The sequence below is a fragment of the Xanthomonas arboricola pv. juglandis genome (assembly GCF_905367715.1).
In the GTDB taxonomy this organism is placed as follows: domain Bacteria; phylum Pseudomonadota; class Gammaproteobacteria; order Xanthomonadales; family Xanthomonadaceae; genus Xanthomonas; species Xanthomonas arboricola.
The window spans coordinates 4,409,396-4,435,630 of the sequence record NZ_HG999362.1 but is presented as its reverse complement, the minus strand read 5'-3'; the positions used below and the strand labels follow the sequence as shown (position 1 = coordinate 4,435,630).

At 66.1% G+C, this 26,235-nt stretch carries 16 protein-coding genes and 1 pseudogene; 12 read left to right on the top strand and 5 right to left on the bottom strand.

Annotated elements, in window-relative coordinates; translation table 11 throughout:
* Positions 1–75 precede the first annotated feature (75 nt).
* Positions 76–213: pseudogene (locus KHN93_RS19145) on the top strand (beta-ketoacyl-[acyl-carrier-protein] synthase II); the annotation flags it as partial.
* A gap of 344 nt (positions 214–557) precedes the next feature.
* A complete protein-coding gene (hglS, locus tag KHN93_RS19140) occupies positions 558–1,925 on the top strand; it encodes a 2-oxoadipate dioxygenase/decarboxylase HglS (protein ID WP_211921113.1) in 1,368 nt (455 codons plus the stop codon).
* Positions 1,926–2,511: 586 nt separating this feature from the next.
* On the opposite strand, the gene KHN93_RS19135 is transcribed toward hglS, so the two are convergent.
* From KHN93_RS19135 to KHN93_RS19125, 3 genes are all read right to left on the bottom strand, one after another.
* Positions 2,512–5,652: an efflux RND transporter permease subunit gene (locus KHN93_RS19135; protein WP_039518520.1), complete on the bottom strand. Its 3,141-nt coding sequence runs from the start codon at positions 5,650–5,652 to the stop codon at positions 2,512–2,514.
* Between the two features lie 133 nt (positions 5,653–5,785).
* Positions 5,786–9,034 (bottom strand): efflux RND transporter permease subunit, encoded by a 3,249-nt coding sequence (locus tag KHN93_RS19130; RefSeq protein ID WP_054591071.1) that lies wholly within the window; start codon positions 9,032–9,034, stop codon positions 5,786–5,788.
* Between the two features lie 93 nt (positions 9,035–9,127).
* Positions 9,128–10,369, bottom strand: a complete 1,242-nt coding sequence (locus tag KHN93_RS19125) for an efflux RND transporter periplasmic adaptor subunit (protein ID WP_039518524.1) — start codon at positions 10,367–10,369, stop codon at positions 9,128–9,130.
* A 256-nt stretch (positions 10,370–10,625) separates the two neighbouring features.
* Between KHN93_RS19125 and KHN93_RS19120 the strand changes: the two genes are divergently transcribed.
* The 7 genes from KHN93_RS19120 (at position 10,626) to KHN93_RS19090 (ending at position 19,519) form a co-directional block, all read left to right on the top strand.
* Complete coding sequence (locus tag KHN93_RS19120; protein ID WP_026064472.1) at positions 10,626–11,942, top strand: M20 family metallopeptidase; 1,317 nt, start codon at positions 10,626–10,628, stop codon at positions 11,940–11,942.
* Positions 11,943–12,101: 159 nt separating this feature from the next.
* Positions 12,102–12,917 (top strand): NADPH-dependent 7-cyano-7-deazaguanine reductase QueF, encoded by an 816-nt coding sequence (gene queF / locus KHN93_RS19115; RefSeq protein ID WP_016903149.1) that lies wholly within the window; start codon positions 12,102–12,104, stop codon positions 12,915–12,917.
* Positions 12,918–13,018: 101 nt separating this feature from the next.
* Positions 13,019–13,312, top strand: a complete 294-nt coding sequence (locus KHN93_RS19110; protein WP_024938877.1) for a LysM peptidoglycan-binding domain-containing protein — start codon at positions 13,019–13,021, stop codon at positions 13,310–13,312.
* A gap of 63 nt (positions 13,313–13,375) precedes the next feature.
* Entirely contained in the window at positions 13,376–13,933 is a 558-nt protein-coding gene (locus KHN93_RS19105) for a hypothetical protein (protein WP_039815940.1), read from the top strand.
* Between the two features lie 403 nt (positions 13,934–14,336).
* On the top strand, positions 14,337–16,568 hold the full coding sequence (locus KHN93_RS19100; RefSeq protein WP_211921111.1) for an NADP-dependent isocitrate dehydrogenase: 2,232 nt from the start codon (positions 14,337–14,339) through the stop codon (positions 16,566–16,568).
* A 267-nt stretch (positions 16,569–16,835) separates the two neighbouring features.
* On the top strand, positions 16,836–18,575 hold the full coding sequence (gene aceK / locus KHN93_RS19095) for a bifunctional isocitrate dehydrogenase kinase/phosphatase (RefSeq protein ID WP_211921109.1): 1,740 nt from the start codon (positions 16,836–16,838) through the stop codon (positions 18,573–18,575).
* Positions 18,576–18,634: 59 nt separating this feature from the next.
* Positions 18,635–19,519 carry an energy transducer TonB gene (locus KHN93_RS19090; RefSeq protein ID WP_024938881.1) on the top strand — a complete coding sequence of 295 codons (885 nt, stop codon included), beginning with the start codon at positions 18,635–18,637 and terminating at the stop codon, positions 19,517–19,519.
* A gap of 633 nt (positions 19,520–20,152) precedes the next feature.
* Here the strand turns inward: KHN93_RS19090 and rho are convergent.
* Positions 20,153–22,048, bottom strand: coding sequence for a transcription termination factor Rho (gene rho / locus KHN93_RS19085; protein WP_080716186.1), 1,896 nt, complete (start codon positions 22,046–22,048; stop codon positions 20,153–20,155).
* 217 nt (positions 22,049–22,265) lie between these two features.
* Positions 22,266–22,607: a thioredoxin TrxA gene (gene trxA, locus KHN93_RS19080; RefSeq protein WP_005923050.1), complete on the bottom strand. Its 342-nt coding sequence runs from the start codon at positions 22,605–22,607 to the stop codon at positions 22,266–22,268.
* Positions 22,608–22,805: 198 nt separating this feature from the next.
* On the opposite strand from trxA, the gene rhlB reads away from it, so the two are divergent.
* The 3 genes from rhlB (at position 22,806) to ftsX (ending at position 26,233) form a co-directional block, all read left to right on the top strand.
* Positions 22,806–24,524 carry an ATP-dependent RNA helicase RhlB gene (gene rhlB, locus KHN93_RS19075; RefSeq protein ID WP_039524962.1) on the top strand — a complete coding sequence of 573 codons (1,719 nt, stop codon included), beginning with the start codon at positions 22,806–22,808 and terminating at the stop codon, positions 24,522–24,524.
* A 75-nt stretch (positions 24,525–24,599) separates the two neighbouring features.
* Entirely contained in the window at positions 24,600–25,286 is a 687-nt protein-coding gene (gene ftsE, locus KHN93_RS19070; protein WP_016903688.1) for a cell division ATP-binding protein FtsE, read from the top strand.
* Positions 25,283–26,233 (top strand): permease-like cell division protein FtsX, encoded by a 951-nt coding sequence (gene ftsX, locus KHN93_RS19065; protein ID WP_046344707.1) that lies wholly within the window; start codon positions 25,283–25,285, stop codon positions 26,231–26,233. Before ftsE ends, ftsX begins: the two co-directional genes overlap by 4 nt.
* Positions 26,234–26,235 lie beyond the last annotated feature (2 nt).

Here is a 26,235-nt window from a genome sequence, read left to right as displayed (position 1 = left end):
CGGAACCGGGGTGTACCACTCGTACGCCGCGCTTCCTGCGCGCCGCCCACGGACATCCGGCGGCTGCCGGCTCAAGGTGGTGTCGGCTACCGGTGCGGCAGCGTGCTATTCGGCTTCAACTCGCTGCAGGTAGTGGCACCGGAGCTGTGCCAGCCGTTCGAGGCGCGCCGGGTCGGCCTGAGCCTGGGCGAGGCTGGCGGCTTCTCTCACTTGTTGTCCATCCTCGGAACGACCCACAAGATGATTGCGCTCCCGGCCACACAGGTGCAGCCGGCATTAAAACCGACATGGACCACGCCGCGCGCTGCGGTTCCGAGCGTGCCCGCCATCCGCATCCAGCGGACGACTGCTCGCCACGGATCGCCAGCTGCCACTCGATGCGTTTTACGCCTGGTGGGAACCCGCACAGTGGCAAGCCGTGAGGTGACCGATCGGCTGCGCGCCTGTCTGCGCGGCAACACAGGCGCCGGCATGCTGCCGTGCAGCTGGCCGCCGCAGGGCGCGGTCGGCGAGAATGCTGCAACGCCGGCGTTGGCCGGCCCTGCCAAGACCAGCCCATGCGCGATACCGTGTTTGTCTCCCCTGATCACATCCGCAGCCTGTTCGCGCAGGCGATGTCGAACATGTATCGCGCCGAGGTGCCGTTGTACGGCGACCTGATGACGCTGGTGGCGCAGGTCAACGCCGACACCCTGAGTGCCGATCCCGCCCTGGCCGCGCGCCTGCAACGCAACGACGAACGCGCGCGGCTGGATCTGGAACGGCATGGTGCCATCCGGGTCGGCACGGCGCAGGAACTGGCCACGTTGCGGCGGCTGTTTGCGGTGATGGGCATGCATCCGGTGGGCTATTACGATTTGTCGGTGGCCGGTGTGCCGGTGCATTCCACTGCGTTCCGCCCGATCGACGAGGCGGCGCTGTCGGTCAATCCGTTCCGCGTGTTCACCTCGTTGCTGCGGCTGGAGCTGATCGAAGATGCCGCGTTGCGGGCGCAGGCGTCGCAGATCCTGGAGCAGCGGCAGATCTTCACCGCCGCCGCGCTGGAGCTGATCGAACAGCACGAGCGCCATGGCGGGCTGGAGGCGTCGCAGGCGCAGCAGTTCGTGGACGAAGCGCTGGAAACCTTCCGCTGGCATGGCGATGCCACCGTGTCGCTGCCGACCTACCGCGCGTTGAGCGAGGCGCACAAGCTGATCGCCGACGTGGTGAGCTTCCACGGGCCGCATATCAATCACCTCACCCCACGCACGCTGGACATCGATGCGGCGCAGGCGCAGATGCAGCGCGCCGGCATCGATGCCAAGGCGGTGATCGAAGGGCCGCCGCGTCGGCGGGTGCCGATCCTGCTGCGCCAGACCAGCTTCAAGGCACTGGAGGAGCCGGTGCGCTTTGTCGGCGACAGCGGGCAGGCCGAGCACGGCACGCATACCGCGCGCTTCGGCGAGATCGAACAACGCGGGCTCGCGCTGACGCCCAAGGGCCGCGCGCTGTACGACGCGCTGCTGGCGCAGGCACGCGACAGCGATGGCGCGGGTAGCACCGGTACCGATTACGCCACGCGGCTGCAGACCGCGTTCGTGGCATTTCCCGACGACGAAGCCGTGCTGCGTCAGGAAGGTCTGGGCTATTTCCGCTATGCGCTGACCGAGGCCGGACGTGCCGACCCCGCGCAGGTAGCGGCAATGCCGGCAGAAACCGCGATTGCGCTCGGTCTGCTCAGTGCCGATCCGATCATCTATGAAGATTTCCTGCCGGTGAGCGCGGCCGGCATCTTCCAGTCCAATCTCGGTGGCGCCGAACAACGCGCCTATGCCGCCCATTCGAGCAAGCGCAGTTTCGAACAGGCGCTGGGCGCGCAGGTGCAGGATGAGTGCGCGTTGTACGCGCAGCTGGAGCGGGCGTCGCTGCAGGCGTTGCTGGTGTAGCGGTCACGGCGCGGCGTGCGCGTTTGCACGTCTGCTGTCTGCCGGCTTTGTCGCGCATGGCGTGTCGTGATCGCGCAGTGCATATTGCTTTGGGCGCGCCGTCGCCCGAACAACGCCTATAACGCACTGTTTGCATCTTGCACACCGACCATCTCGACAGGTCCTTGCCCGCCTACCGTCGCGGGACCTTACGCGGCATGGATGCCGCATAAGCGCCTACAGGGACGTACTTGCGGCGTGTCCTGCGATGGTAGGCGGGCAAGGGCCCTGCAACCAGGCCGCAGACCTGCCGCGCAACAACTGACCTATCCCTTATCCATCCATGCCGTCCAACACGTCAAGGCAACCGAGCTCCCAGATCGCAGCGGCGTCTGGATGCGGTCAAGCACTTGGGCTCTGGCCAAAAGCAAGTAAGTCGAGCGTGCATTTGCAGCTCGCATCACTGTGCCGCATTTGAATCCGCTGCCAGCAGCGGTGCCCCGGCGTCATGCCAGCAAGCGGCAAGCGATGGTGAGAGATGCCGGCCAACCGCCATGCCAGCCGGCACGCGTCGGTCCGTGCAGACCGGCGCGTGTGCGGCGTCGCCTCAGTGCGCCGACGCCGCCGGGCGCCGTGCTGCCGCGCGCTCGGCCCGGCGTGCACGCGCACGTGCGCGACGCGCCTTCCAGCGCTCGCTCAGGCAGGAGAAGATCACGTACAGCGCCGGGGTGCTGAGCAGGGTCAGGCTCTGCGAGAAGATCAGCCCGCCGATCATCGCGATGCCCAGCGGGCGGCGCAGTTCGGAGCCTTCGCCCAGGCCGACCGCCAGCGGCACCGCGGCCAGGATCGCCACCATCGTGGTCATCATGATCGGGCGGAAGCGCACGATCGAGGCCTCGCGTGCGGCAGCGCGCGCATCCATGCCGTGCACGCGCTGCGCCACCAGCGCGAAGTCGATCATCATGATCGCGTTCTTCTTGACGATGCCGATCAGCAGCACCAGCGCGATCATCGAGATCACCGACAACTCGGTGTTGGTGAGGAACAACGCCAGCAGCGCGCCGACGCCGGCGGCCGGCAGCGTCGACAGGATGGTCACCGGATGGATCAGGCTCTCGTAGAGCATGCCCAGCACGATGTAGACGGTGAGCACCGCGGCCAGCAGCAACACGCCCATCGAGTTGGGGCTGAGTTGCACGTTGAAGCTGTCGTCGCCGCTGAGGCGGATGCCGTCGGGCATGCGCAAGCCTTCCACGGTGGACTTGATGATCAGGTCCGCCTCGCCGGTGCTCACGCCCGGTGCGAGGTTGTAGCTCAGATCCATCGTGGTGTACTGGTTTTCGTGGACGATCTGCGGCGGCGCCAGCCCGGGTACCTGGGTGGCGACGGAGGTGATCGGCACCATCAGGCCGGCGCGGTTGGGCACGAAGACCTGGTCCAGCGCCTTGGGCGTTGCCGTCTGCGAGGGCAGTGCATTGACCACCACGCTGTACTGGTTGAGATCCGAATAGATGGTGGAAATGGAACGCTGGCCGAAGGCGCCATACAACGCGCCATCGATGGCACCGACCGAAATGCCCAGGCGCGCGGCCTTGGCGCGGTCGATCACGATGTTCTGGCGCAGACCCGATGTATCCACGTCGGTGCCGACATCGCGCAGGCGCGGATTCTTCTTCAACGCGGCCTGCAGCTTGGGCAGCCATTCCTGCAGCTGCGCCAGGTCGTTGCCCTGCAGCGAGACGCGGTACTGCGCACCCTGGCTGGTGCCGCCACCTCCGTCGCTGGGCAGGTCCTGGATCGCGCGCAGGCGCAGATCCAGATCCGGGTAACGGTCGGCCTTGGCGCTCAGGCGTGCGACCACCTGCGCGGTGGTGTCGCGGCGGCCTTCGTCGCGCTTCTTCAATTCGATATTGAACGAGGCGCTGGAACCCTGCCGGCCGGAGCCCAGCCGCGCGCCGACGGTCTTCACCGCCGGGTCGGCCATCAGCATGTCGGTGATGCGGCGCTGGCGGCTGACCATGTCGGCAAACGACACCGTGGCGCTGGAATTGGCGCGGCCCCAGATCAGGCCGGTGTCCTGTGCGGGGAACGAGCCCTTCTTGACTGCGCCGCCGAGAAAGACGGTGGCGGCGATCAACAGCAGCGGCGTCAGCGACAGCAGCAGGGCGTGCCGCAGCGAGAAATCCAGCGCCACCGTGTACACCGCGAGCATGCGCTCGTGCATGCGGTCCAGCCAGGCGCCGAAACGGCTAGGTTTTTCCGGTTCGGTATGTGCGGACAGAAAGCGGCTGCACAGCGCCGGCGTCAGGGTCAGCGACACCAGCATCGACACCACGATCGCCGCTACCAGGGTCACGGTGAATTCGCGGAAGAACGCGCCGATCATGCCGCTGGCAAACAGCATCGGAATGAACACCGCCACCAGCGAGGCAGTGATCGACACGATGGTGAAGCCGATCTCGCGCGCACCGGCCAGTGCGGCATCCAGACGCGGCATGCCTTCGTCCAGATGACGCATGATGTTTTCGATCACCACGATCGCATCGTCGACCACAAAGCCAATGGCGATCACCAGCGCCAGCAGGCTGAGGTTGTTCAAGGTGAAGCCCAGCATGTACATCACCAGCGCCGAACCGGCCAGCGACAGCGGCACGGTGACCGCCGCGATCAACGTCGGCGCCAGGCGGCGCAGGAATAGCGCCATGGTCAGGATCACCATCACCAGGCTGATCATCAGCGTGGCCTGCACCTCGTGCAGCGAGGCGCGGATGGTCGGGGTGCGGTCGAAGTAGGGCGTCAGCTTGGTGCCGGGCTGCAGGTAGGCGCGTAGCTCGGGGATCTGCGCCTTCACCTGGTCCACGGTTTCGACGATGTTGGCGCCGGCGCGGGTGAAGGCATACATCACTACCGCCGGTTTGCCGTCGAACCAGGCCGCTTGATAGGCATCCTGCTGGCCGTCGTAGACGGTGGCCACATCGCCCAGCCGCACGATGCGGCCATTGGACTGGGTGGAGATCGCCAGCTGGGCGAAATCGGCGGCCTTGGACACCGAATCGTTGGCCACGATCGCCATGGTGGTGTTGCCGTCGGACAGGAATCCGGTCGGCGAGGTGACGTTGGCCGCGCGCACCGCGTTGCGCAGATCGTCCGGGGTCAGGCCCAGTGCGTTGAGCGCGCGCAGATCCACATCCACGCGGACCGCCGGCGTGGAGGCGCCGGCGATATCGACCGAGCTGATGCCGGTGATCTGGCGCAGCCGTTGCGCCAGCAGCGAGTCGGCAACGTTGTAGAGCTCATCGGCCGATTGCGTGTCCGAGGTCAACGCGATGGCAATGACCGGGTCGTCGTTCGGATTGGCTTTCGAATAGATCGGCGTGCCGAGCCCGGACGGCAGGTCCGATTGCGAAGAGTTGATCGCCGTCTGCACATCCTGCGCGGCCGAATCGATGTTGCGATTGCTCTGGAACACCAGCACCACCAGGCTGCTGCTCTCCGAACTGGAGGAGCGCATGCGGTCGATGCCGGGCAGCTGGCCCAGGTGGCGTTCCAGCGGTGCGGTGACGGTGGAGGCCATGGTGCTGGCATCGGCGCCGGACTGCGTGGCGTGCACGAAGATCACCGGAATCTGGATGTTCGGCAACGCCGCCACGCCCAGCCGCAGGTAGCACATCAATCCGATCACGAACAAACCGATCGCCAGCAGCGCGGTGCCGATCGGGCGCTTGATGAAGGGCGCGGAGATGTTCATGGGATGACTGCCGGGAATCGGGATTCGGGAATCGGGAATCGGGAAAGGCAACGGCCAGCGCAGCTGCCATGCGTGCGTGCGGGAAGGCGATGCCGTGGGCAGGCAGACCGATCAGCGATGACGCCATCGGTCATCATGCCGGGCGCTCCGAAGTGGAAGCCGGGGGCACGCCGTCGCGGCGGGCGGCACGCCGTGCGCGCCAATCGCGTAGCCGCTCGCCGGCACGTTCCATGTACAGGTAGATCACCGGCGTGGTGTACAGCGTCACCAGCTGCGACAGCAGCAAGCCGCCGACGATGGCGATGCCGAGCGGACGCCGCAGTTCCGAGCCGATGCCTGTGCCCAGCGCCAGCGGCAGCGCGCCCAGCATCGCGGCGGCGGTGGTCATCATGATCGGGCGGAAACGCAGCAGGCAGGCGCGCCGGATCGCTTCGTGCGCGTTGGCGCCGTCGCGGCGGGCGTCGATGGCGAAGTCGATCATCATGATCGCGTTCTTCTTGACGATGCCGATCAGCAGCACGATGCCGACGATGCCGTCCACCGACAGGCTCAGCCCGCACATCATCAGCGCCAGCAGCGCGCCGACGCCGGCCGGCGGCAGCGTGGAGATGATCGTCAGCGGGTGGATGTAGCTCTCGTAGAGCACGCCCAGCACGATGTAGATCACCACGATCGAGGCCAGCAGCAGCCACACGATATCGGTCTGGCTGCCGGTGAATTCGGCCGCCTTGCCGACGAACGCCGCATGCACCTGGGTCGGGATCTTCAGATCCTGGCGCGCCTGCTCGATTGCCTCCACCGCCTGCGACAGCGAATGGCCAGGCGCCAGGTTGAACGAGATCGTGACCGCCGGCAGCTGTTGCTGGTGGCTGACCACCAACGGCGTGTTGGTGACCTTGGCCTCGGCCAGTGCGGCCAGCGGAATGATGCTGCCGGCGCCGACCACGATGCCGGTGTTCTGCGCGCCCACGCCGGTGGCGGTGGAGGAGTTGGACGAGGTCAGCTGGCCGAAGCTGGTGGCGTTGGTGCCGGTCAGCGCGCCGCTGCCGTTGCTGGCCACCGCCAGCTGGTTCATCAATGCGGTGCTGCTGCGGAATTCCGGCGCCACTTCCAGCACCACCCGGTACTGATTGAGCTCGGTGAAGATGGTGGAGATCTGGCGTTGGCCAAAGGCGTCGTACAGCGTGTCGTCGATGGTCTGCATCGGCACGCCGAGCATGCTGGCCTTGTCGCGATCGATGCTCAGCTCCAGCGCCCGGCCCTGGTTGGCCAGGTTGTTGTCCACGTCGGCCAGCTCGGGCAGCTTGCGCATCGCCTCGGTCATGCGCCCGGCCCAGGTGGCCAGCTCGCTGCTGTCCACATCCGACATCGAATACTGGTACTCGGTGGCGGCCACGCGGGTGTCCAGGGTGACGTCCTGCACCGGCTTGAGGAACAGCGCCACGCCGGGAATTCCGGCCACCGCCTTTTGCAGGCGCGGCAGCACCTCGTCCAGGCCCTCGCGGTCGCCGCGCGTCTTCAGCACGATCGACAGCTGGCCCTGGTTGATGGTCGGGTTCATGGTGCCGGCGCCGATGAAGGCGGCCACGCCGGTCACGGCGGGGTCTTTCTGCAGCGCCGCGGCCACCGCCTGGGTGCGCTGCTCCATCTGCGGGAACGCCACGTTCTGGTCGGCCTGCACCACGCCGGTGATCAGGCCGGTGTCCTGCTCGGGCAGCAGGCCCTTGGGGATCGCCATGTACAGCACCACGGTCAGCGCCACCGCGCCGATCGCCACCGCCAGGGTCAGCGGCTGGTGCGCCAGCACCCAGTCCAGGCTGCGCTCGTAGGCGCCCACGGTGCGCGTCCACAGGTTGGTCTTGCCGGCGGCCGCGGCGCGTTCGTGCGCGTCCTCGCCTTCGGGCAGGGCGTCGGGCTTGAGCAGGTAGGCGCACATCATCGGCGTCAGCGTCAGCGACACCAGCATCGAGATCACCACCGCGATCGACAGCACCCACGCAAACTCATGGAACAGGCGCCCGGTCACGCCCGGCATCAACAGCAGCGGCAGGAACACCGCCACCAGCGACACGGTCAGCGACAGCACGGTGAAGCCGATCTGCTTGGCGCCGATCTCGGCCGCTTCCGGCCCGCTCTTGCCCTGTTCGATGTAGCGCACGATGTTCTCGATCATCACGATCGCATCGTCGACCACGAACCCGGTCGCCACCACCAGCGCCATCAGCGACAGGTTGTCCAGCGACATGCCGGCAAACGCCATCACCCCGAAGGTGCCGGCCAGCGACAGCGGCACCGCCACCGAGGGAATGATGGTGGCCCACAACCGGCGCAGGAACACGAAGATCACTGCCACCACCAGCGCGATGGTCAGCACCAGGGTGAACTTCACCTCGTGCACCGAGGCGCGGATGGTTTCGGTGCGGTCGGAGAACACCTCCAGGTGCACGTCGGCCGGCAGCACCGCCTGCAACTGCGGCAGGATGCTGCGGATCTGCTCCACCGTCTGCACGATGTTGGCACCGGGCTGGCGGCGGATTTCCAGCAGCACCGCCGGCTTGCCGTCGGCCCAGGCGGCGAGCTGGTCGTTCTCCACCCCGTCGACCACGTTGGCCACATCGGCCAGCCGCACCGGGCGGCCGTTGCTGTAGCTGATGATGGTCTCGCGGTACTGCGCCGCGTCGGTGAGCTGGTCGTTGGTGCCGATGCTGTAGGACTGGGTCTTGCCGTTGAGCGAGCCCTTGGGCGCGCTGACATTGGTCTGGGTCAACGCGCTGCGCAGCGACTCCATGGTCAGGCCCATGTTCGACAGCTGCGCCGGGTTGACCTGGATGCGCACCGCAGGCCGCACATTGCCGGCGATCGACACCAGGCCCACGCCCGGCACCTGCGACAGGCGCTGGGCCAGGATCGCATCGGCATAGCGGTTGACCTCGCGCAGCGGCAGCGAGTCGGAGGTGAGCTTGAGGGTCAGGATCGCCGCGTCGGCCGGATTGACCCGGTTGTAGACCGGTTGATACGGCAGCGACGAGGGCAGGGTGGCCTGACGGATCGCCGCCTGCACATCCTGCGCGGCGATGTCGATGTCGCGGTCCATCGAGAACTGCAGGATGATCGTGGACAGGCCTGCCGACGAATCGGAGGTCATCATCTGCAGCCCGGAGATCTGCCCGAACTGGCGCTCCAGCGGCGTGGTCACCAGCGAGGCCATGGTGGTCGCGTTGGCGCCGGGATACTGGGTGGTGACCACCAGGCTGGGCGCGTCGATTTCCGGCAGCGCCGAGACCGGCAATTGCCGGTAGCCCAGGATGCCCAGCAGCAGGATGCCCGCCATCAACAACGAGGTGGCGATGGGACGGCGGATAAAGATGGTCGAAAAGCCCACGGGGGGTGTCCTTGCTGAAGACGTCAATCGATGCCGGCGCGCGCAGCGCCGATGCACACCGGCGACGGAAGGCCCGTCGCCGGTGCTCGCGAGTTAGCGCGGGCCGCCGCCGCTGCGTCGGCCACCGGCGCCGCCACGGCTCTTGTCCTGCGCGGCCTTGAGTTCTGCCTCGGTCGGCTCCGGCGGGGTTTCGCCCGGCTTGAGCGCGCTGACCTTGCTGCCCGGCTTGAGCCGGAACTGGCCTTCGGTCACCACACGCTCGCCCGGCTTGAGGCCCTTGGTGACCTGCACATGGCTGTCGTCCACTTCCACGCCCTGCACCACGGTGCGCATCTGCGCGGTGTTGTCGCTGCCGACCACGTAGACGTAATCGCCGTCCGGGCCGCGCTGCACGGCCTGGGTCGGCACCACGGTGCCGCCGGAGATGGTGCGCAGTTGCAGGCGCACATTGACGAACTGGCCCGGCCACAAGGCGTTGTCGGTGTTGGCGAAGATCGCACGCGCACCGAAGGTGCCGCTGTCGGCGGCGATGCGGTTGTCGATCACCTCCAGCTTGCCGTCGCCGCTGATTACGTGCGCATCGCCGCGATCCAGCGCCGCCACGTCCAGCGGGGCGGCCGCCTGGCCGCTGCGCACCGCCTGCAACTCGCGCTCGGGCAGGTTGAAGGACACGTAGATCGGGCGGATCTGGGTCAGGGTGACGATGGTGGAACTGGCGCTGACGATATTGCCCACGTCCACGCCGCGGATGCCGGCGATGCCGTCGATCGGCGCGGTCACGCGGGTGAACTGCAACTGCACCTGCGCCGAGCGCATCTGTGCATCGTTGGCCGACACCGCCGCCTCGTACTGCGCCACCTGGTTACGCTGGGTATCCAGGTCTGTGCGCGAGACGTACTGCTTGTAGGCCGGGTCGTTGGAGCGCTGGTAGTTCACCCGCGAGGTCGCCAGCAGCGCCTGGTTCTGGCGCTTGGCCGCCAGCGCCTGGTCGTAGCTGGCCTGCAGGGTGCGCGGGTCGATCTGCGCCAGCAGCTCGCCCTTCTTCACTTCCTGGCCTTCCTTGAAATTCAGGCTCATCAGCTGGCCGCCGACCTGCGGGCTGACCGTGACGGTATTGAGCGCGGTCACCGTGCCCAGCGCGCTGGCGTAGACCGGCACATCCTGGGTGGTGGCGGCCACGACCGTGACCGGTACCGGGCCGCTGTTCTCGGTGCCATTGCCGTCCGGTGCATCCGCCCGCTTGCCGTGGTTGCCCCCACCGAACATCCGCATTGCGACGAACACCACGACGAGCACCGCTACGACCAGCAGTGTGATCTTCCAAAAACGCGACATGCGACAACTCCTGAGGGCGGGCCGGGCGCTGATGCGACCGTGGGGCGGCTGTGCGAAGCATATCGTTGCGATCAGGCAATTGAGCGTTACTGAAGTAACGGCCCGCCGGACGAAACGACCGCAGCGTTCACAGATGCAGTGCAGCGGCAACGCGTCAGGGCCGATGTGGTTGACCGCAGGACTGAATCGAGCCCCACTGCAGCCCACCGAGCGTGCACCTGCACTACATTAAGCGACCATCTTTAGAGGATTGCTGATGCGCCACTCCCGCCTGCTGACCAGCGCGTTGCTGCTTGCCCTGCCCACCCTGGCCGCCGCCCAGGCCGCGCCCCGGCCCGAAGTCCAGGCCGCCGCCGCGCCGTTGCAGAGCAAGCTGGTGCAGTGGCGCCGCGACTTCCACCAGCACCCGGAGCTGTCCAACCGCGAGGAGCGCACTGCCGCCACCGTGGCCGCGCAGCTGCGCAAGCTCGGCCTCAAGCCGCGTACCGGCATCGCCCATCACGGCGTGGTGGCCATCATCAAGGGCGGCAAGCCGGGTCCGAAGATCGCCTTGCGCGCGGACATGGATGCCTTGCCGGTCAAGGAGCAGACCGGACTGCCGTATGCCTCCAAGGTCACCGCCGAGTACCGCGGCGAGCAGGTCGGGGTGATGCATGCCTGCGGCCACGACGCCCACACCGCGATCCTGCTCGGGGTGGCCGAAGCATTGGTCGGCATGCGCGAGCAGCTGCCCGGCGAAGTGATGCTGATCTTCCAGCCTTCCGAAGAAGGCGCCCCCGGCAACGAGGAGGGCGGCGCATCGCTGATGCTCAAGGAAGGCCTGTTCGCCGACTTCAAGCCACAGGCGGTGTTCGGCCTGCATGTGTTCTCCAGCGTGCAGGCCGGCAAGATCGCGGTGCGCAGCGGCCCGCTGATGGCGGCCTCGGACCGGTTTGCGATCAAGATGATCGGCCGCCAGACGCATGGCTCGGCGCCGTGGAACGGCATCGACCCGATCGTGGCCAGCGCCGACATGATCGGCGCCGCGCAGACCGTGATCAGCCGCCGCGCCAACCTGTCCAAACAACCGGCGGTGTTGAGCTTTGGCGCGATCAAGGGCGGCATCCGCTACAACATCATCCCCGACGATGTGGAAATGGTCGGCACCATCCGCACCTTCGACGAAGCCATGCGCCAGCAGATCTTCGCCGACCTCAAGACGGTGGCCGAGCACACCGCCGCCGCCCACGGGGCCAAGGTCGAGGCGCAGGTGCCGGACCAGCCCGGCAACCCGGCCACGGTCAACGACCCGGCGCTGACCGCCAGGATGCTGCCCAGCCTGCAGGCCGTGGTCGGCGCCGACAATGTCTACGAACCGCCGTTGCAGATGGGCGCGGAAGATTTCTCCTTCTACGCCCAGCAGGTACCGTCGATGTTCTTCTTCGTCGGCTCCACCGCCAAGGGCATCGACCCGGCCACCGCGCCCAGCAACCATTCGCCGCAGTTCCTGCTCGACGAATCGTCGCTGGATGTGGGCCTGCGCGCGCTGTTGCAGGTGTCGCTGGATTACCTGCATCAGGGGGAGGCTGGCTGATTCGGGAACCGGGAGTCGTGTGCAGTTGCGCGGTTTCCGCTGAGCGTTGGTGATCGTGTGGGGTGGCGGGCCGCTTGACGGCCCGCTGCCTTTGTCGCCCGCTCGCTCCAGCGTCCGCTATACACCTCACGGCCAGCCCGCTCGGCCTAAAATGGCGCGATGAATACCCCAGAAGATTCCACCCTCGGTCGTGAGGTCGCCTATCCCAATGGCTACGATCCGTCGCTGTTGTTCCCGATTCCGCGCGCGGCCGGGCGCGAGGCGATCGGCCTGACGGGCGCCTTGCCCTTCATCGGCCGCGACCGCTGGCATGCCTACGAACTCAGCTGGCTCGATGCGCAGGGCAAGCCGTGCGTGGCCACCGCCACCTTGCACGTGCCCAGCGAGTCGCCGTCGTTGATCGAATCCAAGTCGCTCAAGCTGTATCTCAATTCGCTCAATGCCACCCGCTTCAATAGCGCCGAAGCGGTGCGTACGCGCATCGCCTCCGACCTGTCCACGCGCGCCGGTGCCGATGTGGCGGTGGAATTCGGTCTGCCGCCGATCGATGCAGTGGGCGAGGGCGAGTCGATCGACGCACTGGATGTCAGCATCGACGACTACGGCCCGCCCAATGCGGCGTATCTGGCGGCGCACGCGCAACCAGTGGTGGAAGAAGTGCTGACCTCGGCCTTGCTCAAATCCAATTGCCCGGTCACCGGTCAACCGGATTGGGCCAGCGTCACGTTGCGCTACCGCGGCGCCCCGATCGACCGCGAAGGCCTGCTGCGTTATCTGGTGAGTTTCCGCGACCACGCCGAGTTTCACGAGCAATGCGTGGAGCGTATCTTCCATGACGTGCTGCTCCGCTGCGCGCCCGAATGGTTGGTGGTGGAAGCGCGCTATACCCGCCGTGGCGGGCTGGACATCAACCCCTTGCGCAGCTCGCCCAGCGTGCCGACGCCGCTGTCGATCTTCCGCGACTTGCGCCAGTAATCGCGCCATTCAAGGCTCGCGCCAGCTTCACGGTGGCGCGATCCACGCTTAACAGCGCGCCGCGCACCCTGCACTCATCGTGATGCAAAGGGATTGCGGCAATGAATGTCGACAAGAAAGCAGATTTTTCCAACGTGACGTCCTCGGTCGACAGCACCGCAGACGTCGCGCCAGCGGCGGATTTCTCCAACGTGCGTACCAGCGTGCAGAGCACTGCGCAGCTGGTCAGCGAATCGGTCACCGTGCAGGCGGGCGACAGTCTTTCCAGCATCGCCAAGCGCCATTACGGCGACGGCAACCTGTGGCCGCGGATCTTCGAGGCCAACCGCGAAACGCTCAAGGATCCGGACAAGATCTTTCCCGGCCAGGTGCTGCAGTTGCCGCCGAAGTCATAGGCGCACCGCACACCTGGCACCTTTTAGAAACCCACTTTTATTTTGATATCCGGAGATTGATCCATGCGTACTACTTCCGTTTCTAGCACCCTCGCCATTGCCCTTGCCGGCGTTCTCGCCCTGTCGGGCTGCAGCAAGAAGGCCGACGACGACAGCGTGTCCAAGGATCCGACCTCCGGCGCTGCCACCGAGGCAATGCCGGGTCCGGCCGCAACACCGCCGGCGAGCGATCAGGCTGGCCAGAGCACCGCGACCGGCGCTGCAAGCACCGATACCGCAGCCGCGACGGGTTCGGCGGTAATGGTGTCTAGCGTGGTGGTCGGCACCACGGCGACTGCCGACAAGTCGGTGACTCCGTCGGCCAACATCGGCAGCAAAGACACCATCATCGTTTCGGTGAAAACCGATGGCAGCGCGAGCAATGTGGCGGTCGCAGCCAAACTCACCTATCAGGATGGCCAGGTGGCCGGCGAGCAGAACGCTACCTTGACCACGACGGGCCCGGAAACCACCAACCTCAGCTTCAGCAAGCCCGATGGCTGGCCGGCTGGCAGCTACACGGCGCAGGTGATGGTGGATGGCAAACCAGCGGGTACTCCGCAGACCATCACGGTCAAGTAAGCAGCCACGCGAGCAGGCAGTTTGCAGATAGGTGTGCGTATTCGCAGAGCGGTAGCGCGCTGTTCCCAAGCATGTCGGACAAGCGCGTCCATCGCGTTGCCCTATCGTTCTTCCAGCAGGCCATCAGGGCGCGATCGCACGATCGCGCCCTTTTTCTATGAAATTCTCTCAGCCGGCGCATTCGTTACAGCTGCATCCATCGCATTGGACGGGTGGCGGGATGGAGCATCCGCCTGTGGTCGCTTTACCCGGGCGCGGCTCAGACGCGACAATGCCGTGCTGATCCATCGCCGCGTTCCACGCGCCGGCCGATTGGCGTGCCAGCAGCGACCCCCGTCGCGCACGCCAACGCCAGTGCCAACAACGCCGGCGCTCCTTCCGACCACACGAGCCATCGCACCTTATGTCGAAGACACCGAAGATCATCTACACGCTCACCGACGAAGCACCGTATCTGGCCACGCAGTCGCTGCTGCCGATCATCGATGCCTACACCAATACTGCCGGCATCGTGGTCGAAACCCGCGACATCTCGCTGGCCGGTCGCATCCTGTCGCTGTTTCCCGAGCACTTGAGCGACGCGCAGAAGATCGCCGACGACCTCGGTGAGCTTGGCGAGCTGGCCACCACGCCGGAAGCCAACATCATCAAGCTGCCCAACATCAGCGCCTCGGTGCCGCAGCTCAAGGCCGCCATCGCCGAACTGCAGGGCCAGGGCTATGCGCTGCCGGCGTATCCGGACACGCCCAAGGACGACGCCGAAAAGGACATCAAGGCGCGCTACGACAAGGTCAAGGGCAGCGCGGTCAATCCGGTGTTGCGCGAGGGCAACTCCGATCGCCGCGCGCCGTTGTCGGTGAAGAATTACGCACGCAAGCATCCGCACCGCATGGGCAAGTGGAGCAGCGATTCGAAGTCGCACGTGGCCCATATGGACGACGGCGACTTCTTCGGCAGCGAGCAATCCACCACCGTGGCGGCCGCCGGCGCGTTGAAGATCGAATTCGTCGGTAACGACGGCAGCAGCAGCGTGTTGAAGGACAAGGTCGCGGTCAAGGCCGGCGAAATCGTCGATGCCGCGGTGCTGAGCAAGCGCGCACTGGCCAGCTTCATCGACGCGCAGATCGCCGATGCCAAGGCCAAGGATGTGCTGTTCTCGGTGCATCTGAAAGCCACCATGATGAAGGTCTCCGACCCGGTGCTGTTCGGCGTGGTGGTCAGCGAGTTCTACAAGGACACGCTGAGCATGCATGCCGAAGCGCTCGCGTCGGTCGGCTTCGATCCAAACAACGGTATCGGCGACCTGTACGCCCGCATCGCCACCCTGCCGGAAGATCAGCAGGCGCAGATCAAGGCGGATATCCAGGCCGAATACGCGCAGCGTCCGGCCCTGGCCATGGTCAATTCGGACAAGGGCATCACCAACCTGCATGTGCCCAGCGACGTGATCGTCGATGCGTCGATGCCGGCGATGATTCGCGACTCCGGTCAGATGTGGAATGCCGAAGGCAAGCTGCAGGACACCAAGGCGGTGATCCCGGATCGCTGCTACGCCGATGTCTATCAGGCGGTGATCGACGACTGCAAGGCGCATGGTGCGTTCGATCCGTCCACCATGGGCTCGGTGCCCAACGTCGGCCTGATGGCGCAGAAGGCCGAGGAATACGGCTCGCACGACAAGACCTTCCAGATTGCCGCCGCCGGGACCGTCAAGGTCACCGACGACACCGGCAACACGGTGTTCGAACATGCGGTGGAAGCCGGCGACCTGTGGCGCATGTGCCAGGTCAAGGACGCGCCGATCCAGGACTGGGTCAAGCTGGCTGTGGAGCGCGCGCGCCTGAGCGAGACGCCTGCGGTGTTCTGGCTGGACAAGGCCCGCGCGCACGATGCGCAGGTCATCGCCAAGGTTGAAACCTATCTGAAGGATCACGACACCAACGGCCTGGATATCCGCATCCTGCCGCCGGTGGAAGCGACCACCTTCTCGCTGGAACGCATCCGCAAAGGCCAGGACACCATCTCGGTCACCGGCAACGTGCTGCGCGATTACCTCACCGACCTGTTCCCGATCCTGGAGCTGGGCACCAGCGCCAAGATGCTGTCGATCGTGCCGCTGATGGCCGGTGGCGGCCTGTTCGAGACCGGTGCCGGTGGCTCGGCGCCCAAGCACGTGCAGCAGTTCGTCGAACAGAACAGCCTGCGCTGGGATTCGCTGGGCGAGTTCCTGGCCCTGGCCGCCTCGCTGGAGCATCTGGGCAACCGCTACGACAACCCGTCGGCCACGGTGCTGGCCAAGGCGCTGGATGTGGCTAATGGCCAGTTCCTGGACAACAACAAGTCGCCGGCGCGCAAGGTCGGTGAACTGGACAACCGCGGCAGCCACTTCTATCTGGCGATGTACTGGGCGCAGGCCCTGGCTGCGCAGACCGAGGACACCGCCCTGCAGGCCAAGTTCGCACCGCTGGCCAAGGCCCTGACCGAGAACGAAGCCACCATCGTGGCCGAGCTCAACGGCGCCCAGGGCAAGCCGGTCGAGATCGGCGGCTACTATCACCCCGATCTGGCCAAGGTCAGCGAGGCGATGCGCCCGAGCAAGACCTTCAACGACGTGTTGGCCACGCTGAAGGCCTGATCCAGCGCACCGCCTGGCGGTGCGTCCAGCAGGTGCAACAGGCAGGGCCCGCCTCGATGAGGGGCGGGCCTTGTCGTTTCCGGCGTTTGCGTGCAACCGCGAGAACGCGGTCGTTGCGTACCAGGCCACACAACCTGGCAATGCCTTGCCTGCGAGAGATCCTACGCCTCGTTGCGAGCGGCCTCGGCATTTGGCCGACTGTGCGCCTGTTCGATTGGGCGATGCTCTTGGCTGCACGTCGCACCATGCGCTGGGTACACTGCCGGCATGAGCCAGCTCCCGTTACCGCCACAGTCCGAGCGCCGTGCGCTGGCGATCGCCCATGCCGTGTACGACGCCTTCGAGGATTACAACGCCCGGTTTGCCGAGATCACCGCACGCGCCAAACAGCGCTTCGAAACGCGCGACTGGAGCGGCGCGCGCGATGATGCGGTGGCGCGGATCGCGCTGTACGACCAGTACATCAGCGAATGCATGCTGCGCTTGCGTGCGGTGCTGCTGGGGCAGGCGCACGATCGCGCGCTGTGGATGCGTGCACGCGTGCATTACGCCGCGCTGCTGAGCGGGCTGATCGACCAGGAGTTGTACAAGACCTTCTACAACACCCTGACCCGGCGTTACTTCGGCACCCACGGCGTGGATGCGGAGATCGAATTCATCGCGCTGGATATCGAGCCGACCGACGCGATCACGGTGCCGGTTGCGCGGCACACCTATGCGGTCTCGCCCGGCCGGCTGACCGACATGCTGGTGCGCGTGCTCGGCGATTATTCCTTCGACGTTCCGTATGCGCATCGCACCCGCTGTGCAGCGGCGATCGCGGTGCGCCTGCTCGACGATCTCGCACATTGGGGCGAGCACCCGGTGCGCAGCGTGGAGCTGCTAGAGACGGTGTTCTATCGCGAGCGGCGCGCCTACCTGGTCGGCCGCGTGTTCGGCGAACATCGCTTCTCGCCATGCGTCATCGCCCTGGTCAACGACGACGCCGGCCTGCGTGCCGAAGCGGTGCTGACCAAACGCAGCGACGTCGCGCAATTGTTCAGCAACTCGCGCAGTTACTTCCAGGCCGATCTGTCCACTGTCGGCGACGCGGTGGTGTTCTTACGCAGCCTGCTCACCCACAAGCCGGTCGACGAGCTGTACACGATGCTCGGGCGCGCCAAGCAGGGCAAGACCGAACGCTATCGCACGTTTTTCAGCCATTTCCAGGCGCATCCCTCCGAGCAGCTGGTGCATGCCGACGGCACGCCCGGCATGGTCATGGTGGTATTTACCCTGCCCAGTTATCCGCTGGTGTTCAAACTGATTCGCGACCGCTTTGCCTATCCCAAGACCATGAGTCGCGCGCAGGTCGAAGGCAAATACGAGCTGGTGTTCCAGCTCGATCGCATCGGTCGCTTGCTGGACGCGCAGCCGTATCGTTTCTTGCGGTTTCCCAAATCGCGTTTCTCGCCAGCGTTGCTGGAAGAGCTGCAGACCAGCTGTGCGACGAGTCTGAGCGAAGATGGCCAGGACGTGCTGATCGCGCTGTGCTACGTGCAGCGCCGCCTGCGCCCGCTCAATCTCTACCTGCGCGAACAGCTGCCCGAAGCCGCGCATGCGGCCGCGCTGGACTACGGCCAGGCGATCAAGGACATGGCGCGCAACAACATCTTTCCCGGCGACATGCTGCTGAAGAACTTCGGCATCACCCGCCATCAGCGCGCGGTGTTCTACGACTACGACGAGCTGTGCCTGATCACCGAATGCACCTTCCGCGACTGGCCAACCGCCACCACCTATGAAGAACAGATGGCTGCCGAGCCCTGGTTCCACGTCGGCCCGCGCGATGTGTTCCCCGAGCGCTTCGCGCTATTCATGGGCTTGCCACCCTCGCAGCTGGAAGCGGTCAAGCACCTGCACCCGGAGCTATTCGACCCGCAGTGGTGGCGCGACCTGCAAACCCGCCTGCGCGAGGACGACTACCCCGACACCCCGCCGTATGCAGACTCGCGAAAACTGGCCTGACGATTTACGCGTATGCGCCAAGCTGGTACAACGAAACTCAATAACCACGGAGTGCGGTCATGCAATGGAAGCAACGCTTGGGCTTGGGCATTTTGTTGGCAATGGCGAGTGTCAGCGGCGTGCAGGCAGTTCCCAGTGCCGCGCAGGTACAGGCACAGATGGAGGCCAGCATGAATATCGCAGGCGAATTGACGCTGACGCCGGACGGTACCGTTACGGAGGTCAAGCTCACCGACGAAGCAAGCCTGCCGCCAGTGGTCCGCGACCGCGTCAAACAATCGATCGCTTCCTGGCGCTTTGACCCTGTCAAAGACGATGGGAGCGCCTTGCCCGCGCAATTGCTGATGAATCTGCTGCTGGTCGCCAAGCCGGCCGATAACGGCACCTATTCCGTATCGATTCGCAGCGCGCATTTCGGCAGCCAGGAGCAAGCTGCAGCCAGCGTCGCTGCCAAGGACATGCCGGCACCCGCGTACCCAGAGCATGCGTTTCGAGAAGGTGTGACCGGGGTGGTCTATCTGCTGCTCAAGGTCGGGCGCGATGGCAAGGTCGAAGATCTGGTCGCCGAGCAGGTCAACTTGACCACGCTGGCGCCGGAATCCAAGCGCCCGCGCTGGCGCAAGGCGTTTGCCGACGTTGCAATCGCCAAGGCGCGAGGCTGGACATTTGTGCCGCCAACGCAAGGCGCCGAGGCCGACGCGCCGTACTGGGTCATGCGGGTTCCGGTCACCTTCGCCATCGAATCCTGGCCAGGCAATTCGATCGCTGCAAAGCAAGCCAAAAAGTGGCAATCCTATCTGCCGGGCCCGCGTCAGCCGGCGCCCTGGCACGAGCAGCGCGATGCGTCGGCATCGACCGACAGTCCGGATGCGCTGCCGGGCAGTGGCTTGTTCTCCGCACGCGGAGAAGGTGTGCGGCTGGTGACGCCGCTGCAAGGAACTTAAGCGCGAAGCCAACATCAGCGCGGCTGGCGAAGCTACCTCACGCCTGTTGCTTGCAGAGCGGATGGTCTTGATCGTTCGCTGCCGGACGGTTTATCGGAGCTTGGCTACAAGGCCGCTGATCTGCCACTGGCTGCAGGGCCCTTGCCCGCCCACCATCGCGGGACACGCTGCAAGTACGTCCATGTAAGCTCTTACGCGGCATCCATGCCGCGTAAGGTCCCGCGACGGTGGGCGAGCAAGGACCCGTCGAGATGGTCGGTGTGCATGTTTGCGAGCAGAGCATGACGTTTGTTGTTTGAGTCACAGCGCGTCCCACCAGCGTTTCATTTCAAGCCGAGAGAAGGCAGCTTCAACAAGCACCCTGCAAAACCTTCTGGCATCCCAACGCAGACGCGGCGATAGGCGGGTGTTGACCCCGCCGATCAACTTCCTGGTGCGTTGTCCTCGCGGCTTGCGGGACCGCGGGCGGCATGGATGCTGCTACCGAGCCTACACGTACGTACCTGCGGTGTGTCCCGCGAGCGGCGAGGGCACCGCGCACTCGACCAACCAGGCTTGTGACTGCAAGCAACCACGCACCCACAAAAAAGCCCCGCAATGCGGGGCTTTTTTGTATCGAGAACACCGAGCGACTCAGCGCTTCATCGAACTGAAGAACTCGTCGTTGGACTTGGTGGTCTTCATCTTGTCCAGCAGGAATTCCATCGCCGCGATTTCGTCCATCGGGTGCAGCAGCTTGCGCAGGATCCAGATCTTCTGCAGCAGCTCCGGCTCGATCAGCAGATCTTCGCGACGCGTGCCCGAGCGGTTGATGTCGATCGCCGGATAGACGCGCTTTTCGGTGATGCGACGGTTCAGATGCACTTCGCTGTTGCCGGTGCCCTTGAACTCTTCGTAGATCACCTCGTCCATCTTGCTGCCGGTTTCCACCAGCGCCGTGGCGATGATGGTCAGCGAGCCGCCTTCTTCCACGTTGCGGGCCGCACCGAAGAAGCGCTTCGGACGGTGCAGCGCGTTGGCGTCCACACCACCGGTGAGCACCTTGCCGGAGCTGGGCACCACGTTGTTGTAGGCGCGTGCCAGACGGGTGATCGAGTCGAGCAGGATCACCACGTCCTTCTTGTGCTCGACCAGGCGCTTGGCCCGCTCGATCACCATCTCGGCGACCTGCACGTGGCGCGCGGCCGGTTCGTCGAAGGTGGAGGAGATGACCTCGCCGCGCACGGTGCGCTGCATTTCGGTCACTTCTTCCGGGCGCTCGTCGATCAGCAGCACGATCATGTGCACTTCGGGATGATTGCTGGTGATGGCCGTGGCCACCTGCTGCATCATCATGGTCTTACCGGCTTTGGGCGGGGAGACGATCAGCGCGCGCTGGCCTTTACCCTGTGGCGCCATCAGATCCAGGATGCGGCCGGTGATGTCCTCGGTCGATCCATCGCCACGCTCCAGACGGAAGCGGCGGCGCGGGAACAGCGGGGTCAGGTTCTCGAACAGCACCTTGTTCTTGCTGGCTTCCAGCGGCTCGCCATTGATGGTGTCGACGATCGACAGTGCGAAATAGCGTTCGCCATCCTTCGGGAAGCGGATACGGCCGGACAGGTGATCGCCGGTCCGCAGGTTGAAGCGGCGGATCTGGCTGGGCGAGATATAGGTGTCGTCCGGGCCGGCCAGGTAGCTGGCTTCTGCGGCACGCAGGAAGCCGAAGCCGTCGGGCAGGATTTCCAGCACGCCGTCGGCGGCAACGCCTTCGCCGTGGCGGGTCAGCACCTTGAGCAGGGCGAAGATCACGTCCTGCTTGCGGGCGCGCGCCACGCCTTCCTGGATGTTGAGCTGGTCGGCGATATCCAGCAGCTTCTGCGCCGGCATCCGCTTGAGATCGCTCAGCGAATAGACCGGGAAGCCTTCCGGCACGGCCGGGTGCGGGCGCGCGACGAACGGCTCGTTGCTGCCATCGGACGACGGCATGCCACCACCACCTTCGTTGCCGAAGCGGTCGCGTCCACGGTCGCGGCGGTTGCGGAAGCGGTCACGACGGTTGCCCTGCTGGTTCTGTCCCTGGCCCTGGCCTTGCTGATTCTGGCCGCCATTCTGGGCTTGGTCCTGACCCTGACCCTGACCTTGCGCCTGGGGCTGAGCCTGGTTCTGGCCCTGGCCACGGTGCTGCGCCTGATTCTGGTTCTGTTGCTGCTGCGCCTGATTGAAGCGCTGCTGCTGTGTCTGGCCACCCTCGCGGGAGTCGCCATGGGTGTCGTTGCCCGGGTTGCCCTGGTTGGCGCTGGGGGCGTTACCGGCATAGGACGCGCCATCGCCGGACGTCTGCGCCGGTGCCGAATCGGCAGCGTGCGACGGGGCCTGCGGGGCACGTGGAGCGTCGGGTGCGGGGCTGGCGGGCAAGGGCAGGTTGGGCTGCTGCGCGCCACCGTCGTCGGTGGCAGCGGCGGTCTTGCTCGCGCGCGGCTTGCGCACGCGCTTCTCGACAGGAGCGTCGACGCTGCTCCCGGTATCGGAGGAAGGATGATCGGACAAGTGCGTGATTCCTCGCTAAGAGTGCGAGCGCCCGGCTGGGGGGCGAACTTTAGGTGATGGGAGTCTAGAAGAGGTTTCTAGAGGGGTACGTCGGCGCACGAACGTGCTCCGGATCAACTGACACTATCACCGCTGCGCGCAACCGCGCAAGCGCCTGCCGCAGCAGGATTTAACTGCTGGCGCATCACGGGGCGCCCATCACTGGACGCCCGCTCGCTCAGGCGGCCGCGCCGCCCAGGGTCTTGTCGATCATCTGGGTCAGCTGGCCCTTGCCAACCGCACCGATCTGGGTGGCCTGCACCTGGCCGTCCTTGAACAGCAACAGCATCGGGATCGAACGCACGTGGTACTTGATGGCCAGGGCGCGGTTCTGGTCCACATTGACCTTGGCAACCTTCAGCCTGCCCTGGTATGTATCGGCCAGATCGTCCAGCACCGGGGCGATCATCTTGCAGGGTCCGCACCACTCGGCCCAGAAATCCACCAGCACCGGTTCGCCGGATTGCAGTACAGCTGTATCGAAGTCGGCATCGCCGACATGTTGAACCTTATCGCTCACGTTGGGTCTCCTGGAAACCAAAACGGCCCGCCCGAACGGGCAGGCCGCTACATTGCGTTAAACTGGGGCATTGCGCGACTGAATCAAGTGTCAGTCCTGAAGCCGCGCTGTCCGCCACAACAGCCGCAGTTTGCGACGCTGTCGGCATCGATGCAAGCCGCGCCCGGGCTGCCCAGGGCGCCTCACGAAGACGGAATAATGAGCGACAAACCGCTGACCGATTTGACTTTTTCCACGTTCGACCTGCATCCGGCGCTGATCGCCGGGCTGGAGAGCGCCGGGTTTACCCGCTGTACCCCGATCCAGGCGCTGACCCTGCCGGTCGCGCTGCCGGGCGGCGACGTCGCCGGCCAGGCCCAGACCGGCACCGGCAAGACCCTGGCGTTCCTGGTGGCGGTGATGAATCGCCTGCTGATCCGCCCGGCGCTGGCCGACCGCAAGCCGGAAGACCCGCGCGCGCTGATCCTGGCGCCGACCCGCGAGCTGGCGATCCAGATCCACAAGGACGCGGTCAAGTTCGGCGCCGACCTGGGCCTGCGCTTTGCGCTGGTCTACGGCGGGGTGGACTACGACAAGCAGCGCGAACTGCTGCAGCAGGGCGTGGACGTGATCATCGCCACCCCGGGCCGGCTGATCGACTACGTCAAGCAGCACAAGGTGGTCTCGCTGCACGCATGCGAGATCTGCGTGCTGGACGAAGCCGACCGCATGTTCGACCTGGGCTTCATCAAGGACATCCGCTTCCTGCTGCGGCGCATGCCCGAGCGCGGCACCCGCCAGACCCTGCTGTTCTCGGCCACGCTTAGCCACCGCGTGCTCGAGCTCGCCTACGAGCATATGAACGAGCCGGAAAAGCTGGTCGTCGAAACCGAGAGCATCACCGCCGCACGAGTGCGCCAGCGCATCTATTTCCCCTCGGACGAAGAGAAGCAGACGCTGCTGCTGGGCCTGCTGTCGCGCAGCGAAGGCGCGCGCACCATGGTGTTCGTCAATACCAAGGCGTTCGTCGAGCGCGTGGCGCGCACCCTGGAGCGGCATGGCTACCGGGTCGGCGTGCTGTCGGGCGACGTGCCGCAGAAGAAGCGCGAGTCGTTGCTCAACCGTTTCCAGAAGGGCCAGCTCGAAATCCTGGTCGCCACCGACGTGGCCGCGCGCGGCCTGCACATCGACGGCGTCAAGTACGTCTACAACTACGACCTGCCGTTCGATGCGGAAGACTACGTGCACCGTATCGGCCGTACCGCGCGGCTGGGCGAAGAGGGCGATGCGATCAGCTTCGCCTGCGAGCGCTATGCGATGAGCCTGCCGGACATCGAGGCCTATATCGAGCAGAAGATTCCGGTCGAGCCGGTGACCTCCGAGTTGCTGACGCCGCTGCCGCGTACCGCGCGTGTACCGGTGGAAGGCGAAGAGGCCGACGAGGATGCTGGCGACAGCGTGGGCACCATCTTCCGCGAGGCGCGCGAACAGCGTGCTGCCGAAGAGCAGCGTCGCGGCGGTGGTCGCAGCGGGCCGGGTGGCGCATCGCGCAGCGGCAGTGGCGGCGGTCGTCGCGATGGCGGCAGTGCCGATGGCAAGCCGCGTCCGCGTCGCAAGCCGCGTGTGGAGGGCGAAGCCCCGGCAGCGGCCGCGCCGACCGAAACGCCGGTGGTTGCTGCGGCGTCGGTCGAGGCGCCTTCCACCATCGTGGCCGATGCCGAGCGCGCACCACGCAAGCGGCGCCGTCGTCGCAACGGCCGTCCGGTCGAAGGTGCCGAGCCGGCAGTGGCCTCCACACCGGTCGCCGCACCTGCCGCACCGCGCAAGCCCACCCAGGTGGTCGCCAAGCCGGTGCGCAGCGCTGCCAAGCCGTCCGGCAGCCCGTCGCTGCTGAGCCGCATCGGTCGTCGCCTGCGCTCGCTGGTGTCCGGCAACTGATCGCCTGCGGCCTGCGTCGCATTGCCGGGCTCCGGCGATGCGACGCAAGCGCTGGCGCTCCGGCATAATCGCTGAATGACCGTTCTGCGTTTCGACAACGTCAGCAAGCACTACGCCGGTGGCCACCAGGCGCTGACCGATGTCAGCTTCGAAGTGGCCGATGGCGAGATGCTGTTCGTGACCGGCCACTCCGGCGCCGGCAAAAGCACCCTGCTCAAACTGATCCACCTCAGCGAGCGGCCCAGCCAGGGCGCGGTGCTGCTGGGCGAACGCAATCTGCTCAAGGTGCGCGGCCGGCAGATTCCGCTGCACCGTCGCCAGGTGGGCGCGGTCTATCAGGACCATCGCCTGCTCAACGACCGCAGCATCGCCGAGAACGTGGCGTTGCCGCTGATCCTGCGCGGCACCCGGCGTGCGGAGATCGGCAAGCGCGTGCGCTCGGCATTGGAGCGGATCGGGCTGGCCCATCGCGAGCGGGCCTTGCCGTCGCAGTTGTCGGCCGGCGAGCAGCAGCGCGTGGGCATCGCCCGCGCCATCGTCGGCGAACCGCGCCTGCTGGTGGCCGATGAGCCCACCGGCAATCTGGATCCGGCGCTGGCCGCGGAAATCATGCAGTTGTTCGCCGAGCTGCCCGCGCGCGGCACCAGCGTGCTGGTGGTCAGCCATGACCTGGCCCTGCTCAAGCAGATGCGCAAGCGCGTGCTGATCCTGGATCACGGCCGCCTGGTCGACGACATCTCGCCGCAGGATCTGGCCGAATGAGCAAGCCCGCCAATACCGAAGCCGTCGCCCCCTCGCGGGTCGGCGTGTGGATCGACCACCATCTGCACAGCATCGCCTTCAGCCTGGGCCGTGCCATGCGCAAGCCGTGGGCCACCTTGCTGACCATCGTGGTGATGGCACTGGCGCTGGCCTTGCCGCTGGGGCTGTCGATCGCGCTGGACAACGTCAAGTTGCTGGCCGGCAGCGTGCAGCAGTCGCGCGAGATCAACCTGTTCCTGAAGGTCGAGATCGGCGCCGAGGCCGCGCAGGCCCTGGCCGGCGAACTGCGCGCCCGCCCGGACGTTGCCCAGGTCGCGCTGCGCACGCCGGCGCAGGGGCTGACCGAGCTGCGCGAGAGCGCCAAGCTCGACGAGGCGATCGATGCGCTGGGCGACAACCCGCTGCCGACGCTATTGGTCGTCACGCCTACCGAAACGGCCGACGATGCGCAGCTGGCCGGCGCGCTGCAGGCCTTGCCGCAGGCCGACCAGGTGCAGCACGACGCGCTGTGGCGCAAGCGCCTGGATGGCTGGCTGCACTTCGGCGAGCGGCTGGTGCAGGTGTTGTCGGCACTGCTGGGTGTCGGCGCGGTGCTGGTGGTCGGCAATACGGTGCGGCTGGACATCCAGTCGCGGCGCGAGGAAATCGGCGTGCTGCAGTTGCTGGGCGCCAGCGATGGCTTCATCCGGCGCCCGTTCCTGTACCTGGGGGCCTGGTACGGGCTCGGTGCCGGCGCTGTGGCGCTCGCGCTGATCGCCGCCTCCGGGCTGGCACTGCGCGCGCCGTTGGCGACCCTGGCCGACAGTTACGGCAGCTCCTTTACCCTGCACGGGCTGGATCTGCTGCATTCTGCGCTGGTGCTGGTCGGCACACTGGTCCTGGGCTGGCTGGGCGCCTGGCTGGTCACCGGCCATTTCCTTCGCCAGACCCGTCCCACCGAGACCTGAGG

What these genes read in the sequence shown, in the direction of transcription:
- hglS (WP_211921113.1), top strand. Translation starts at nt 558, where the DNA reads ATGCGCGATACCGTGTTTGTCTCCCCTGATCACATCCGCAGCCTGTTC.
- KHN93_RS19135 (WP_039518520.1), bottom strand. Translation starts at nt 5,652, where the DNA reads ATGAACATCTCCGCGCCCTTCATCAAGCGCCCGATCGGCACCGCGCTG.
- KHN93_RS19125 (WP_039518524.1), bottom strand. Translation starts at nt 10,369, where the DNA reads ATGTCGCGTTTTTGGAAGATCACACTGCTGGTCGTAGCGGTGCTCGTC.
- KHN93_RS19120 (WP_026064472.1), top strand. Translation starts at nt 10,626, where the DNA reads ATGCGCCACTCCCGCCTGCTGACCAGCGCGTTGCTGCTTGCCCTGCCC.
- queF (WP_016903149.1), top strand. Translation starts at nt 12,102, where the DNA reads ATGAATACCCCAGAAGATTCCACCCTCGGTCGTGAGGTCGCCTATCCC.
- KHN93_RS19110 (WP_024938877.1), top strand. Translation starts at nt 13,019, where the DNA reads ATGAATGTCGACAAGAAAGCAGATTTTTCCAACGTGACGTCCTCGGTC.
- KHN93_RS19105 (WP_039815940.1), top strand. Translation starts at nt 13,376, where the DNA reads ATGCGTACTACTTCCGTTTCTAGCACCCTCGCCATTGCCCTTGCCGGC.
- KHN93_RS19100 (WP_211921111.1), top strand. Translation starts at nt 14,337, where the DNA reads ATGTCGAAGACACCGAAGATCATCTACACGCTCACCGACGAAGCACCG.
- aceK (WP_211921109.1), top strand. Translation starts at nt 16,836, where the DNA reads ATGAGCCAGCTCCCGTTACCGCCACAGTCCGAGCGCCGTGCGCTGGCG.
- KHN93_RS19090 (WP_024938881.1), top strand. Translation starts at nt 18,635, where the DNA reads ATGCAATGGAAGCAACGCTTGGGCTTGGGCATTTTGTTGGCAATGGCG.
- rhlB (WP_039524962.1), top strand. Translation starts at nt 22,806, where the DNA reads ATGAGCGACAAACCGCTGACCGATTTGACTTTTTCCACGTTCGACCTG.
- ftsE (WP_016903688.1), top strand. Translation starts at nt 24,600, where the DNA reads ATGACCGTTCTGCGTTTCGACAACGTCAGCAAGCACTACGCCGGTGGC.
- ftsX (WP_046344707.1), top strand. Translation starts at nt 25,283, where the DNA reads ATGAGCAAGCCCGCCAATACCGAAGCCGTCGCCCCCTCGCGGGTCGGC.